Below are 13899 nucleotides of genomic sequence, written 5' to 3'. Positions count from 1 at the left end.
CAGGCGTCGGGCGCGGCGCTTCCTACGCCAGGGGCCCGAGTTCGGACTCGATGGCCGTGCGCAGTTCACGGCCGCTCACCACAGCTCGCGCCGCCTCCATCACGGGGGCGAGGAAGATGTCGGGGCCCGGTTCGCCGGCGAACCGGGCCACCGCCTCGACGGCTGCCCGCCCGGCCGGTGACGGCGTGAGCGGCGCGCGGAGCTGCAGGCCACGGACCGCGGCGAGCAGCTCGACCGCCAGCAGGCTGGTGAGGTTGTCCAGGACGGTACGCAGCTTCTTCGTCGCCGCCCAGCCCATCGAGACGTGGTCCTCCTGCATGCCGGAGGTGGGCAGCGAGTCCACGGAGGCGGGGGAGGCGAGCCGGCGGTTCTCCGCGACGATGCCCGCCGCCGTGTACTGGGCGATCATCAGGCCGGAGTTGACCCCGGCGTCGGGGGAGAGGAACGCGGGCAGCTCGCGGGAGCGGGTGACGTCGAGCAGCCGGTCGACACGGCGTTCGGCGATCGCGCCGACCTCCGCGGCGGCGATGGCGAGGAAGTCGGCGGCGAAACCCAGCGGCGCGCCGTGGAAGTTGCCGGTCGACTCGACCCGTCCGTCCGGGAGGACGACGGGATTGTCCACCACCGAGACGAGTTCCCGTGCCGCCACGGTGTCCACGAAGGACAGGGTGTCGCGGGCCGCACCGGCGACCTGCGGGGCGCAGCGCATCGAATAGGCGTCCTGCACGGCGTGCGCCAGGTCGTCGCGGTGCGAATCCATGATGGCCGAGGCCTGCAGCAGCCGGTGGATGTTGGCCGCGGAGACGGCCTGGCCGGGGTGCGGGCGGATGCTGTGCAGCTCGGGCAGGAACGGCCGTTCGGAGCCGAGCATCGCCTCGATGGCGAGCGCCGCGGTGACGTCGGCCATCGCGAACAGGTGCGCCGCGTCGTGGCTGGCCAGCAGGAGCATGCCGAGCATCCCGTCGGTACCGTTGATCAACGCCAGCCCCTCCTTGGCGGCCAGCTCGATCGGCTGCAGCCCGGCCCGGCGCAGCGCCTCTCCGCCGTCGTGCCGTGCCCCGGACTTGTCCAGCACCCATCCCTCGCCGAGCAGCACCAGCGCGCAGTGCGCGAGCGGGGCGAGGTCGCCGGAGGCGCCGAGCGAGCCGTGCTCGGGCACCCACGGGGTGATGTCGTGGTTGAGGAGATCGACGAGGGCCTGCGCAACCAGGGGACGGACGCCGGAACGGCCGAGTGCCAGCGAGCGGACCCGCAGCAGCATCATCGCCCGGACCACCTCACGTGGCATGGGGGCGCCGACGCCGGCGGCGTGTGAGCGGATCAGCGCGTGCTGCAGTTCGGAGCGGCGCTCGGGGGCGATGGAGGTGTTGGCCAGGGCGCCGAATCCGGTCGAGACGCCGTAGACGGGTCGGCCGGCACGCTCGATTCCGTCGACGATCTCGCGGCTGGTCGCCATCGCCTCCATAGTGGATTCGGCGAGGAGGACGTGGGCGTCGCCGCGCGCGACGGCGAGGACGTCGGCGGGGGAGACCCCGGTGGGCTGAACGGTCACGGTTGGCATTGCGGCACTCCGCTGTGCAGGACTTGAGTTATCAGGGGAACACCCGGCCGGTAGGCCAGGTGCAGGTGGGATGGGGCATCGAGCAGGAGCAGGTCGGCGCGGGCGCCGGGGCGCAGCACCCCGATGTCGTCGCGGCGCAGCGCCCGCGCGCCCCCCGCCGTGGCGGCCCAGACCGCCTCGGCCGGGGTCATCCCCATCTCCCGCACGGCGAGCGCGATGCAGAAGGGCAGGGACGAGGTGTACGACGAACCGGGGTTGCAGTCCGTCGCCAGCGCCACGGTGACTCCCGCGTCGAGCAGCCGTCGCGCGTCCGGGTAGGGCGACCGGGTGGAGAATTCCGCCCCGGGCAGCAGCGTCGCCACCGTGGTCGGGTGTCCGCCGTCCGCGCACAGGCAGTCGGACCGGGTCGAGGCGAGCGCGTCGACGTCGGCGTCGCTCAGGTGGGTGCAGTGGTCGACGCTGGCCGCACCGAGCTCCACCCCGAGCTGCACGCCGGGGCCGGGACCGAGCTGGTTGGCGTGCACCCGTACCCCGAGTCCGGCGGCCTGCCCGACGGTGAGGATCGCCCGCGCGTGGTCGGCGTCGAAGGCGCCCCGTTCGCAGAAGACGTCGATCCAGCGGGCGTAGGGCAGTGCGGCCGCCAGCATCGGTCCGCAGACCAGCCCGACGTAGTCGTCGGGGCGGTCGGCGTACTCGGCCGGCACCATGTGGGCGCCGAGAAATGTGGTCTCGTCGGTGAACTCACGGGCGATCCGCAGCGAACGCGCCTCCTCGGCGACGCTGAGCCCGTACCCGCTCTTGATTTCGATCGTGGTGCTGCCCTGGAGGAGCGCCTCGCGGCGCAGGCGCGCGACGCCGCCGCGCAGCTCCGCGTCGCTCGCGGCGCGGGTCGCGGCGACGGTGGTGCGGATGCCGCCGCCGGTGTACGGCTGCCCGGACATCCGCGCGGCGAACTCGGCGGCGCGGTCCCCGGCGAAGACCAGATGGGCGTGGGTGTCGACGAATCCCGGCAGCACGGCGGCGCCCCCGGCGTCGAGGCGGTGGTCGGCGGCGGGTGCGTACCGCGCCGGTCCGATCCACGCGACCCGCCCCTCCTCGACCAGCAGCGCCGCCTTGCGTCGGATACCGAGCGGCCCGCCCTCGCCGCTGCCGGCCACGTTGGTGACCAGCTCGCCGATGTTGTCGATCAGCAGCGTCACGGCAGCACCTCCCGGATCGCGGCGCGGAGCGCGGCCGGCACGTCGACCGAGACGTGGCGGCCGTCGCGGACCACGAGCCGTCCGTCGACGATGACCTGTGTGATGTCCGCGGCGGTCGCCGCGAAGATGAGACCGGCCGGGTCGGTCCCGGCGGTGCGCGGGCTGTCCGATCGGACGGTGACCAGGTCGGCGCGCTGCCCGACCGCGATCCGCCCGGCATCGGCCCAGCCGAGCGCGGCGTGGCCGGCGGCGGTCGCGGCGCGCACCAGCTCGGCGGGGCTGAAATGGCCGCGCCGTTCGGTGCGCAGCCGTTCGTCCAGCTCGACCGCGCGCGACTCCTCGAAGAGGTCGATGACGGCGTGGCTGTCGCTGCCGAGGCTCAGCGGGCTGCCGGCGTCGGCCAGCGCGCGTGCCGGGCCGATCCCGTCGGCCAGGTCCCGCTCGGTGGTGGGGCAGAGGCAGGACCCCGTGCCGCTGCCGCCGAGCGCAGCGAGGTCACCGCCGACCAGGTGGGTGGCGTGGACCGCCGTCGTGCGCGGGCCGAGCGCGCCCGCGTCGGCGAGCAGTTGGGTCGGGGTCCGGCCGTGGTACGCCAGACACGCGTCGTTCTCGGCCCGCTGCTCCGACAGGTGCACGTGCAGGGGCGCGTCCCGCTGCTCCGCCCAGCGCACCACCTCGGGCAACTGCGCGGCGGGCACCGCACGCACGGAGTGGATCGCCGCCCCGAGCCGGGTGTGCGCGCCGGCGGGCGTGAAGTCACCGGCGCGCTCGGCCCAGCGTGCCGTGTCACCGTCGCCGAACCGTCGCTGGGCCGCGGTCAACGGCGCTCCGTCGACCGACGCCGTCAGGTAACAGGTGTCGAGCAGGGTGAGCCGGATGCCGGCGTGCGCCGCGGCCTCCACGAGTGCCACGCTCATCGCGTGTGGATCGGCGTAGCGGATGCCGCCCGGCGCGTGGTGCAGGTAGTGGAATTCGCCGACGCAGGTGATCCCGGCGAGCGCCATCTCCGCGTAGGTCGCGCGCGCCAGCGCCAGGTAGCTCTCCGGGGTGAGCCGGGCGGCGACCTCGTACATCCGGTCCCGCCAACTCCAGAAGGTGCCCGCGCCGGCGTGGGTGCGCCCGCGCAGCGCCCGATGGAACGCGTGCGAGTGGGCGTTGGCCAACCCCGGCAGGGTGACGCCGGGCAGCCGGGTGGCGTCCGGCGGGGGTGCGCTGACACCCGACTCGATGGCGGTGAAACGCCCGTCGGCGACTTCGATGAGCACGTCCGCGACCGGTCCCGCGTCGCCGCCGTCGTCGAGCCAGGCGTGCGCCGCGTGCCACCGCGCAGGTGTGGTCATGGTGTCGGCCCGCTGTCGAGCTGAACCGTCCGTGCTGTCACGGCGCTGTGCGAGCCTGCGTCGGTCACCGGCATGCCAGCTCCTCGAGCACGGTCGCCAGTGCGGCGATCCCGGCCTCGCAGTCGGCGTCGGTGGCCGCCTCGGCCGGTGAGTGGGAGACGCCGGTGGGATTGCGGACGAAGAGCATCGCGGTGGGCACGTGTCCCGACAGCACCCCGGCGTCGTGGCCGGCTCCGGTGGGGAGCACCGGGACCCGCACACCCGTCTGTGTCGCCAGCCTGGTGCAGATCCGGGCGGTGAGTCCCCCGTGGAACTCGACGATCGGGCTCATCGACTCCTCGGTCAGCCGGACCGCGGTGCCATCGCCCGCGGCGCGGTCCGCGGCGCGGGCCGCCACCGCCTCGATCAGTCCGTCGAGGGTCGCGGCGTCGGCGGCGCGGACGTCGAGCCAGCCGCGCACCAGCGACGGGATCGCGTTGGTCGCGTTCGGCTCCACCGCCACCCGTCCCATCGTGGCGTGACCGCCGCGCAGCCGCGCCTCCTTGTTCGCGGCCAGGACCGTGTACGCGTACGTGAGCATCGGATCGTGCCGGTCGGCCATCCGGGTGGTGCCCGCGTGGTTCCCCTCGCCGCTGAAGTCCAGCCGCCACCGCCCGTGCGGCCAGATCGCGCTCGCCACGCCGATCGGCGCCGCCAGCTCGGCCAGCGCGCGCCCCTGCTCGACGTGGAGCTCGACGAAGGTGCCGATCCGCGCCAGTAGTTCGGGATCGGCGCCGGCCGGCCGGGCGCCCAGCGCCTCGCCGAGGGTGATGCCGTCGCGGTCGGTCAGCGCGGCGGCGCGGCCCGGGTCGAGCGCCCCGGTCAACAACCGCGAGCCGAGGCACGGCACCCCGAAACGGGCCCCCTCCTCCTCGGCGAAGGCGACGACGCCGAGCGGCCGGCGCGGCTCGACGCCGCGCGCGCGTAGCTCGTCGACGGCGAGGAACGCGCTGACGATGCCGAGCGGGCCGTCGTAGCCGCCGCCCTGCGGCACCGAGTCGAAGTGGCTGCCGGTCAGGACCGCGTCGCCCCGCTCAGGATCGCCCCGCCCAGGATCGCCCAGCCAGGCGAACAGGTTGCCGTTGCCGTCCTCCCGCACCGACATGCCGCGCCGGTCCGCCTGTGTGTGGAACCACGCCCGTAGCTGTCGCTCCGGCTCGGTCCACGCGTACCGCAGGTAGCCGCCGCTGCCCGGGTCGCGGCCGATCGGCGCGATCTCGTCCCACAGGCTCCGGAACGACGTCATGCCCGCTCGGCCATCGGAACGCGGACGCCGTGCTCCCCGGCGACATCGCGGGCCAGGTCGTAGCCGGCGTCCACGTGACGGATGACGCCCATCCCGGGATCGTTGGTGAGGACCCGTTCGATCTTCTGCCCGGCCAGCGCGGTGCCGTCGGCCACGCAGACCTGCCCGGCGTGCAGCGACCGGCCGATGCCGACGCCGCCGCCGTGGTGGATCGACACCCACGAGGCGCCGCTCGCGGTGTTGACCAGCGCATTCAGCAGCGGCCAATCGGCGATCGCGTCCGAGCCGTCGGCCATCGCCTCGGTCTCCCGGTACGGCGAGGCGACCGACCCGGCGTCCAGGTGGTCGCGGCCGATCACGACCGGTGCGGAGAGTTCGCCGGAGGCGACCATCTCGTTGAACCGCACGCCGGCCTTGTCCCGTTCGCCGTACCCGAGCCAGCAGATGCGCGCCGGCAGCCCCTGGAAGGCGACCCGCTCGCCGGCCATCCGGATCCACCGGGCGAGCGACTCGTTCTCCGGGAAGAGGTCGAGCACGGCGCGGTCCGTCGCGGCGATGTCGGCCGGGTCACCGGAGAGCGCGGCCCAGCGGAACGGGCCCTTCCCCTCGCAGAAGAGCGGCCGGATGTACGCCGGCACGAAGCCGGGGAAATCGAACGCCCGCCCGTACCCGGCGAGCTGCGCCTCGCCGCGGATCGAGTTGCCGTAGTCGAAGACCTCGGCGCCGGCGTCGAGGAACCCGACCATCGCCGCGACGTGCCGGGCCATCGACGCGCGTGCCCGGTCGGTGAACTCCGCCGGCTTGGCGGCGGCGTACTCGGCGGCGTCGGCCGGTTCGATCCCCACCGGCAGGTAGGAGAGTGGATCGTGGGCGCTGGTCTGGTCGGTGACGATGTCGATTTCGACGCCCCTGACCAGCAGCTCGGGGAAGACGACCGCCGCGTTGCCGACCACGCCGACGGAGAGCGCGCGCCGCTCCCGCTTGGCCGCCATCGCCAACTCCACCGCGGCGTCGAGGGAGTCGGCCACCGTGTCCAGGTAGCGCGTCTCGACCCGGCGGGCCAGCCGGGCGGGGTCGACGTCGACGATGAGGCAGACGCCACCGTTCATGGTGACCGCCAACGGTTGGGCGCCGCCCATTCCGCCGCAGCCGGCGGTGAGGGTCAGCGTGCCGGCGAGGCTTCCGCCGAAGCGCTTTTCGGCCACCGCCGCGAACGTCTCGTACGTGCCCTGCAGGATGCCCTGCGTGCCGATGTAGATCCACGAGCCGGCGGTCATCTGCCCGTACATGGTCAGGCCGAGCTGCTCGAGCCGGCGGAACTCGGGCCAGGTGGCCCAGTCGCCGACCAGGTTCGAGTTGGCGAGCAGCACCCGCGGCGCCCACTCGTGCGTACGGAAGACCCCGACCGGACGTCCGGACTGGACGAGCATCGTCTCGTCGTCGGCGAGGGTGCTCAGCGTACGGACCATCGCGTGGTACGACGGCCAGTCCCGTGCCGCGCGCCCGGTGCCGCCGTAGACGACGAGGTCCTCGGGGCGCTCGGCCACCTCCGGGTCGAGGTTGTTCATGAGCATCCGCATGGCCGCCTCCTGGGGCCAGCCGGGGGCGGTGCGGGTGGTGCCGCGCGGAGCGCGCACGGGCTGGTACATCGGATCTCCCTAGCTGACGAACACGTGTCGCCGGTTGGCGGAGCGTTCGAACTCCTCGAGGCGGTGCTGCGCCTCGCTCGGCGCGGCGTCGCAGATGGCCTGCAGCAGCACCATCGACAGCGCCATCGGGGCGGTGTGCAGGTCGAAGACGAGCTGGGCGCCGACCGCGGCGGGAAGCGCGATGTCCGCCTGCTCGGCGGCGGGGCTGACCGCCGAGTCGGTGATGGCCACGATCGACATGCCCGCGGCGCGCGCCTCCCGCATGGCCTCGATCGACTCGCGCGGATAGCGGGGCAGCACGATGGCGAGCAGTGCGGTCGCCCCGGCCGCGCGGGCCTGATCGAGCCGGTCGGCGAGCAGGCTGCCGCCGGAGTCGAGCACCCGCACGTCCGGATGGACCTTCGCGGCGAAATACGCGAAGTACGCGGCCAGCGGCGCGGCGGCGCGGAGCCCGAGGACCGGCAGCGGTCGGCTCGCGGCGAGGAGAGCGCCGGCCGTGCGCACCCGTTCCCGGTCGGTGAGCTGATCGGCCAGGTGGTGCAGGTTTTCCATCTCGGCCCGGACCGCCCGCTGCAGCTCGTTGTCCGCGGGGCCTACCCCGGCCGACCCGGTCAGCGACCCGGCGGACCCGGCGCCGCCCGGTGCCCCGTGGTTGGCCGTGAGTGCGCGCAGTTGGCGGCGCAGCGCCGGAAAGCCGTCGTAGCCGAGCGCCATGGCGAACCGGGTGACCGACGGCTGGCTGACCCGGGCCAGCTCGGCGACCTCCGCGGCGGACATGAACGCGGCCGCGGCGGCGTGCCGGACCAGACTCTGCGCGATGCGGCGCTGCGTCGGGGTCAGGCGCACGCCCTGGAACAGGTCAAGGACACGCTCGGCCTGCTCACCCGCCATGACGCCGCTGTCATTCACGGCCTGACTCTATGCATGACTTCATTCAGGGTGCAATGAGTCACTCGGTTCGTGATAAAACCTGCGCGTGACTGCCACCAGTTTCCGGCGCGCCATCGCTCGCACCCCTCTCGCCCCCGTCGCCGCGTTCCCCAAGCGGCTGGTCCGGGTGGCCCGGCACGACGCCCGCGTGCTCGGCGCCTCGGCCCGGTGGCTCTTCACCTCCCGGGAGCACCACAACTACACCTACGACCTGACCCGGCTCAGCCGCGAGCACCTGGCCTGGTTCGTCAGCGTCACCTGCGACGTCAGCGTCAAGCAGGTGAAGGCGTACCTCGCCGAGATCGATTCCGACGCCGACCTGCGCCGGCACATCGAGCAGGCCACGGCGAACTCCGCCCGCCGCGGCCTCGCCGACCGCCAGGTGCGCTACGCCCGCCGCATCGGCTGGTACGCCATCGTGCGCGCGAAACGCCCCGCCCACATCGTCGAGACCGGTGTCGACAAGGGACTCGGCAGCTGTGTGCTCGCCGCGGCGCTGCTGCGTAACGCCGCCGAGGGCAACCCGGGACGCGTCACCTCGCTCGACATCAACCCCGAAGCGGGCTACCTCGCCAAAAAGCAGCCCTGGGCCGATGTGGTGGATCTGGTGATCGGCGACTCGATCGCCTCGATCGGCGCGCTGGACACCCCGGTCGACCTCTTCCTGCACGACAGCGACCACAGCGTCGCACACGAGCGCCGCGAGTTCGAGGCGATCGAGCCGCGGCTCGCGCCGGGCGCCCTGCTGCTCACCGACAACGTCACCGTCACCAACGTGCTCGCCGAGCACGCCGAGCGGACCGGCCGGCGATTCCTCGCCTACCGCGAAACCCCCGCCCGCCACTGGTTCCCCGGCGACGGCATCGGCCTCGCCTGGTAACCCATGCCCCGGCCCCGGCGCCAACCTCCTTGAATCGCGGCGCGGCACCGTGGAACGCTGGCGGCATGCGGATCGCATCGCTGCACACGTACCCGATCAAGGGTTGTCACCGGCTGGACCACGACGGCGCGGAGGTGGAGCCCTGGGGTCTGGCCGGCGACCGCCGGTGGCTGCTGACACAGCCCGACGGGCAGGCGCTGACACAGCGCGACACGCCGCTGCTGACCCAGCTCCAACCTCTGCCCGAGCCGGACGGCGGGCTGACCGTACGGGGCGCGGGCCGACCCGAGCTGCGGGTGCCCCGCCCGGGCGGCAAAGAACTGATCGACGTGACGGTCTGGAAGTCCACAATGGCGGCGTCGCGCGCCGGCGATGCCGCCGATGAGTGGTTCGGTGACGTCCTCGGCCGCCCGGTGCGCCTGGTCTGGCTCGACGACCCGACCCGGCGCCCCATCGACCCCGCCTACAGCACGCCCACCGACCGGGTCAGCTTCGCCGACGACTATCCGTTGCTGTTGGCCAACGCCGCTTCGCTCGACGCGCTCAACGGCTGGTTGCTGGAGTCCGGCGATGTCGAAGGGCCGCTGCCGATGACGCGCTTCCGCCCGAACGTCGTGGTCACCGGGGCGCAGCCGTGGGCCGAGGACGACTGGGTCGGCCGGCGCATCCGGATCGGCGACGTCGTCTTCCGGGCGGTCAAGCCGTGCGGCCGCTGCGTGGTGACCACCATCGACCAGGAGAGTGGCGAGAAGGGACGGCAGCCGCTGCACGTGCTGGGAAAGCACCGCAACGTCGACCAGGGGTTGCTCTTCGGCCTCAACCTCATCCCCGACGGCACTGGCAAGATCGCCGTCGGCGACCCGCTGGAGCCGCTGTCCTAGCTCGTCACGCCACGACGCTCAGTCCAGCGAGAGCCACATCAGGATCTCGTCGCGGTCGTCACCCGGCGCCACCCGCAGCGCCCCCGGCAGCCGACCGACCTCCTTGTAGCCGCAACGCTCGTAGAACGCCTCCAGGCCGAGCCCGCCGCGCGCCGTGATGTGCAGCGCGTCCCAGCCGACGGTGCGGCCGATGCGCTCGGCTTCGCGCATCAGCGCCACGCCGTAGCCGCGGCCCTGACAGTCGGGGTGGATCATCACCCGCTTCAGGACGCAGAAGTGGTCTTTGAGCACGAACCGGTTGCCGACGAAGAAGAGGAGCGCCACCAGGCGCCCGTCCTCGTATCCGACCAGCAGCCGGTCGTGTCCCTCGACGACCCCGGCGAAGGCGCCGTCGGCGGTCACCCGGACCTGTTCGCGGGTGACCGGCGCGACGAAGCCGACCGCGCCGCCGGCGTTGGTCACGTCGGTCCAGAGCGAGACGATCTGCTCCCGCAGATCCACGGTGAGTTCGGGATCGAGAACGAAGCGCAGCTCCATGCCCGCCATCCTTCACCGGACCGCAGGGGCGTCCCATGCGATTGCCGCCATCCGTGTCGCACGTAACAATGCGAAGAAACCCGGCCCGGGGATGGTGTGAATCCCCGGACCGGGCCGGTTGCGTCGTGCGGAAGAGGGGACTTGAACCCCTACGCCCGAAGGCACGGGAACCTAAATCCCGCGCGTCTGCCGATTCCGCCACTCCCGCGCGTCCGAGAAAGTCTAAAGCGTCCCGGCCGCCGCGGGCTCACCGCGGCGTCCCGCGGCGATGCGGGCGGCGATCGTGTTGAGGCCCGCCTCGCGCAGGATCGTGGAGACCGTCCCGTGGCTGACCGTTCAGTCGAGGCCCAGGTCCTTGCGGAGCTTGGCGACGTGGCCCGTGGCCCTGACGTTGTAGAGCGCCTTTTCGATCTTCCCGTCCTCGTCGATGACGAAGGTCGAGCGGATCACCCCGGTGACGGTCTTGCCGTACAGCTGCTTCTCGCCGTATGCGCCGTAGGCGGTCAGCACGGCCTTGTCGGGGTCGGAGACGAGCGGGAACGTGAGGGCGTCGCGCTCGCGGAACTGGGCGAGCTTCGCCGGCTTGTCGGGTGAGATGCCGACGACCTCGTACCCGGAGGTCTGCAGGGACGCGAGCGAGTCGCGGAAGTCGCAGGCCTGCTTGGTGCAGCCCGGGGTCATCGCGGCCGGGTAGGCGTAGAGCAGCACCTTGCGGCCGCGCAACTCCTTGAGGGAGAGCGTCTCGCCGGTGTCGGTGGGGAGCGCGAAGTCGGGCGCGAGATCGCCGGGGGCGAGGCGGGAGCCATCGGTCATGGGGCAAACCCTACCGGTCGGGGGGTGGGTCGGACGGTGGCCGGGAGTCGGCTTGTTGCAAGAACTTGGCAACAACGGACGTCCGGAAATAAGCTGAAGATCCGTCGGCGCGGTATTCGGACGGCCAGGGAGGGACCACGGTGCAGGAGCTCGCACTTCATATCCAGAACGGGGTGCTCGACGCCCCCGTCTCCGTCGCGTACCTGGTGCTGGCGGCGATCGCGTTCGCGTTCTGCGTGGTCCGTGGCCGCCGCGACCTCGACGACCGGCTCGCGCCGATGGCCGGCCTGGTCGCGGCTTTCATCTTCGCCGTCCAGATGCTCAACTTCCCGGTGCTCCCGGGCGTCAGCGGTCACCTGCTGGGCGGGGCGCTCGCCGCGCTCCTGGTCGGCCCGTGGGTCGGCGCGCTCTGCGTCTCGGTCGTGCTGGTCGTGCAGGCGCTGGTCTTCGCCGACGGTGGGATCACCGCGCTCGGCCCCAACATCGTCAACATGGCGCTGGTCGGCACCGCCGCGGCGTACGCGCTGATCGCGCTCCTGCTGCGGGTGCTGCCGCGCACCCCGACCGGCCTGGCGATCACCGCCTTCGCCGCCTCCGTCGTCAGCGTGGTCGCGGCGTCGCTGAGCTTCGTCGTCCAGTACGCCCTCGGCGGGACCACGAAGCTGGCCACGTACGGGTTGGGTGACATCGCCGCGGCGATGGCCGGCACCCACACGCTGATCGGCATCGGCGAGGGTCTGATCGCGGCCACCACCGTGGTCACCGTCGCGAAGACGCGTCCCGATCTGGTGTACGCGCTGCGCGGCCTGCGCCGCGCGCAAGCCGCGAAGCCCGCGACGACGCCGTCCGTATCCACCGCCGGAGGTGTCGCATGAAGCGCACGACGTGGTTCGTCCTGAGCGGTCTGCTGGTGGCGCTCTTCCTCGCCGGGGTGGTGAGCAACGTCGCCTCCGGTTCGCCCGACGGGCTCGACTCGGCTTCGACGAAGGGCTGCGCCCTCGACGCGGCGGGCGAGATCACCGGCGGAGCCTGCATGGCGCGGAACGCCAAGGCCCACGAGTGGGAGGAGAGCCCGTTCGCCGACTACGGCCTGCGCGGCGTCGACAACCCCTATCTGTCCACGGCGCTCTCCGGGGTCGCCGGAGTGCTGCTGACCTTCGCGGTCGGCGGCGGCATCTTCTGGTTGGCGCGCGGCCAGCGGACCGTGACCACGGAATAGCCGGATGGGAGCCGAGCACGCGCACGTGCTCCATCTCGACCGGACGAGCGCGCTGCACCGGCTCCCGCCCGAGGTGAAGATCGCCGCGATGGTGGCGTACACGCTCGTGGTGGTCGTCACCCCGCGCGAGGCGCTCTGGGCCTTCGCCGGCTACGCCGGGCTGATCGTTCTGGTCGCCGCCATCGGCCGGGTGCGGCCGGGATGGCTGTCCCGGCGGGCCCTGATCGAGGTGCCGTTCGTGGTCTTCGCGATCGCGCTGCCGTTCCTCGGTGGCGGCGAGCGGGTCACCTGGCTCGGGCTGGAGTTGTCGATCGACGGGCTCTACGGCGGCTGGAACATCGTGGCGAAGGGGACGCTCGGCGTACTCGCGTCGTTGATCCTGGCGGCGACCACGACGACGCGCGACCTGATCGTCGGCCTGGACCGGCTGCGGTGTCCGCAGATCCTCACGCAGATCGCCACCTTCATGCTGCGCTACCTTGACGTGCTCGCCGGCGAGGCCCGACGGATGCGCGTCGCCCGGGTTTCCCGTGGCGACGACCCGCGCTTCCTGTGGCAGCTTCGCGGCTTCGCCGCCGGGATCGGTGCGCTCTTCCTGCGCGCGTTCGAGCGCGGTGAGCGGGTCTACCTGGCGATGGTGTCGCGGGGGTACGAGGGGCGGATGCCGAACTCCTGGCACTCGACCGACGCGGCGACCGCGGGACAATGGGTGGTGGCGGCGACGATCCCGCTCGCCGCCGCCATCATCGCCGTCACGGCGACGGTCCTCATCTGACGGGAACAACAGCGATGACCGCCGAGCTCAGCCTGGATACGACCCCGTCGCTGGACGTGCGCGGCGTGTCCTACGCCTATCCCGACGGACACGTCGCCCTGGACGGCGTCGACCTGACCGTTGCCCGCGGCGAGCGGGTCGCGCTGCTCGGGCCGAACGGCGCCGGGAAGACCACCCTGGTGCTCCACCTCAACGGCATCCTGACCGGCGACGGCGGGACGGTCGCCGTGGGCGGCCTGGTCGTCGACCGCGACCGTCGCACGCTCGCCGAGATCCGCCGTCGGGTCGGCATCGTGTTCCAGGACCCCGACGATCAGCTCTTCCTGCCGACGGTGGGGGAGGACGTGGCGTTCGGCCCGGCCAACCTCGGCCTGCGCGGTGCGGAGCTGACCGCGCGGGTCGACGAGGCGCTGGCGGCGGTCGGCATGGCGGAGCACCGGGACCGCGCGCCGCATCACCTGTCGTTCGGTCAGCGCCGGCGGGTGGCGGTCGCCACGGTGCTGGCGATGCGCCCGGAGATCCTGGTGCTCGACGAGCCGTCGTCGAACCTCGATCCGGCGTCGCGTCGCGAGCTGGCCGAGATCCTGCGGGCCCTGCCGGTGACGCTGCTGATGGTCACCCACGATCTGCCGTACGCGCTGGAACTCTGTGACCGGTCGGTGGTGCTCGACGAGGGCCGCATCGTGGCGGACGCCCCGACGGTCGAGCTGCTCGCCGATTCCGCGCTGCTGGCGGGGCACCGCCTCGAGCTCCCGTACGGCTTCGACCCGACGCTCGCGGCCGCCCAGCTCTCACGATCCGCGTGATGAGGGAGTAGTTCGGCGGCAGGC

14 protein-coding genes and 1 tRNA gene are annotated in these 13899 nt (G+C 72.7%); 6 read left to right on the top strand and 9 right to left on the bottom strand.

What is annotated here, in order from left to right:
• Positions 1–22: 22 nt before the first annotated feature.
• The 6 genes from hutH to AB0J06_RS00210 form a co-directional block, all read right to left on the bottom strand.
• Positions 23–1561 carry a histidine ammonia-lyase gene (gene hutH / locus AB0J06_RS00235; RefSeq protein WP_357422893.1) on the bottom strand — a complete coding sequence of 513 codons (1539 nt, stop codon included), beginning with the start codon at positions 1559–1561 and terminating at the stop codon, positions 23–25.
• On the bottom strand, positions 1549–2760 hold the full coding sequence (hutI, locus tag AB0J06_RS00230; protein WP_357422891.1) for an imidazolonepropionase: 1212 nt from the start codon (positions 2758–2760) through the stop codon (positions 1549–1551). Before hutI ends, hutH begins: the two co-directional genes overlap by 13 nt.
• Positions 2757–4100, bottom strand: coding sequence for a formimidoylglutamate deiminase (locus tag AB0J06_RS00225; RefSeq protein ID WP_357422889.1), 1344 nt, complete (start codon positions 4098–4100; stop codon positions 2757–2759). The genes hutI and AB0J06_RS00225 overlap by 4 nt, the downstream gene beginning before the upstream one ends.
• Positions 4101–4164: 64 nt before the next feature.
• Positions 4165–5385, bottom strand: a complete 1221-nt coding sequence (locus AB0J06_RS00220) for an allantoate amidohydrolase (RefSeq protein WP_357422887.1) — start codon at positions 5383–5385, stop codon at positions 4165–4167.
• The gene (gene hutU / locus AB0J06_RS00215) at positions 5382–7034 is read right to left on the bottom strand and encodes a urocanate hydratase (RefSeq protein ID WP_357422885.1); all 1653 of its coding nucleotides are present in this window, start codon (positions 7032–7034) and stop codon (positions 5382–5384) included. The genes AB0J06_RS00220 and hutU overlap by 4 nt, the downstream gene beginning before the upstream one ends.
• 9 nt (positions 7035–7043) lie before the next feature.
• Complete coding sequence (locus AB0J06_RS00210; RefSeq protein WP_357423446.1) at positions 7044–7925, bottom strand: MurR/RpiR family transcriptional regulator; 882 nt, start codon at positions 7923–7925, stop codon at positions 7044–7046.
• A gap of 85 nt (positions 7926–8010) precedes the next feature.
• On the opposite strand from AB0J06_RS00210, the gene AB0J06_RS00205 reads away from it, so the two are divergent.
• Positions 8011–8844: a class I SAM-dependent methyltransferase gene (locus AB0J06_RS00205; protein ID WP_357422883.1), complete on the top strand. Its 834-nt coding sequence runs from the start codon at positions 8011–8013 to the stop codon at positions 8842–8844.
• Between the two features lie 65 nt (positions 8845–8909).
• Positions 8910–9725 (top strand): MOSC N-terminal beta barrel domain-containing protein, encoded by an 816-nt coding sequence (locus AB0J06_RS00200; protein ID WP_357422881.1) that lies wholly within the window; start codon positions 8910–8912, stop codon positions 9723–9725.
• An 18-nt stretch (positions 9726–9743) separates the two neighbouring features.
• Here the strand turns inward: AB0J06_RS00200 and AB0J06_RS00195 are convergent, their stop codons facing one another.
• The 3 genes from AB0J06_RS00195 to bcp form a co-directional block, all read right to left on the bottom strand.
• Complete coding sequence (locus AB0J06_RS00195) at positions 9744–10262, bottom strand: GNAT family N-acetyltransferase (RefSeq protein ID WP_357422879.1); 519 nt, start codon at positions 10260–10262, stop codon at positions 9744–9746.
• Positions 10263–10388: 126 nt separating this feature from the next.
• Positions 10389–10470, bottom strand: a tRNA-Leu gene (locus tag AB0J06_RS00190).
• A gap of 128 nt (positions 10471–10598) precedes the next feature.
• Complete coding sequence (gene bcp / locus AB0J06_RS00185; RefSeq protein ID WP_357422877.1) at positions 10599–11075, bottom strand: thioredoxin-dependent thiol peroxidase; 477 nt, start codon at positions 11073–11075, stop codon at positions 10599–10601.
• A gap of 140 nt (positions 11076–11215) precedes the next feature.
• On the opposite strand from bcp, the gene AB0J06_RS00180 reads away from it, so the two are divergent.
• From AB0J06_RS00180 to AB0J06_RS00165, 4 genes are read left to right on the top strand one after another with little or no spacing between them, the layout of a single operon-like run.
• Entirely contained in the window at positions 11216–11950 is a 735-nt protein-coding gene (locus tag AB0J06_RS00180) for an energy-coupling factor ABC transporter permease (RefSeq protein WP_357422875.1), read from the top strand.
• Entirely contained in the window at positions 11947–12294 is a 348-nt protein-coding gene (locus tag AB0J06_RS00175; protein WP_357422873.1) for a PDGLE domain-containing protein, read from the top strand. Before AB0J06_RS00180 ends, AB0J06_RS00175 begins: the two co-directional genes overlap by 4 nt.
• A gap of 4 nt (positions 12295–12298) precedes the next feature.
• Positions 12299–13069 (top strand): cobalt ECF transporter T component CbiQ, encoded by a 771-nt coding sequence (gene cbiQ, locus AB0J06_RS00170; RefSeq protein ID WP_357422871.1) that lies wholly within the window; start codon positions 12299–12301, stop codon positions 13067–13069.
• Between the two features lie 14 nt (positions 13070–13083).
• Entirely contained in the window at positions 13084–13875 is a 792-nt protein-coding gene (locus tag AB0J06_RS00165; protein WP_357422869.1) for an ABC transporter ATP-binding protein, read from the top strand.
• Positions 13876–13899 lie beyond the last annotated feature (24 nt).

It is taken from the genome of Micromonospora sp. NPDC049679 (assembly GCF_040659735.1).
Taxonomy (GTDB): Bacteria; Actinomycetota; Actinomycetes; order Mycobacteriales; family Micromonosporaceae; genus Micromonospora_I.
Note: the sequence above shows the minus strand (reverse complement) of the source record. Positions and strands in the feature narration are given on the sequence as shown.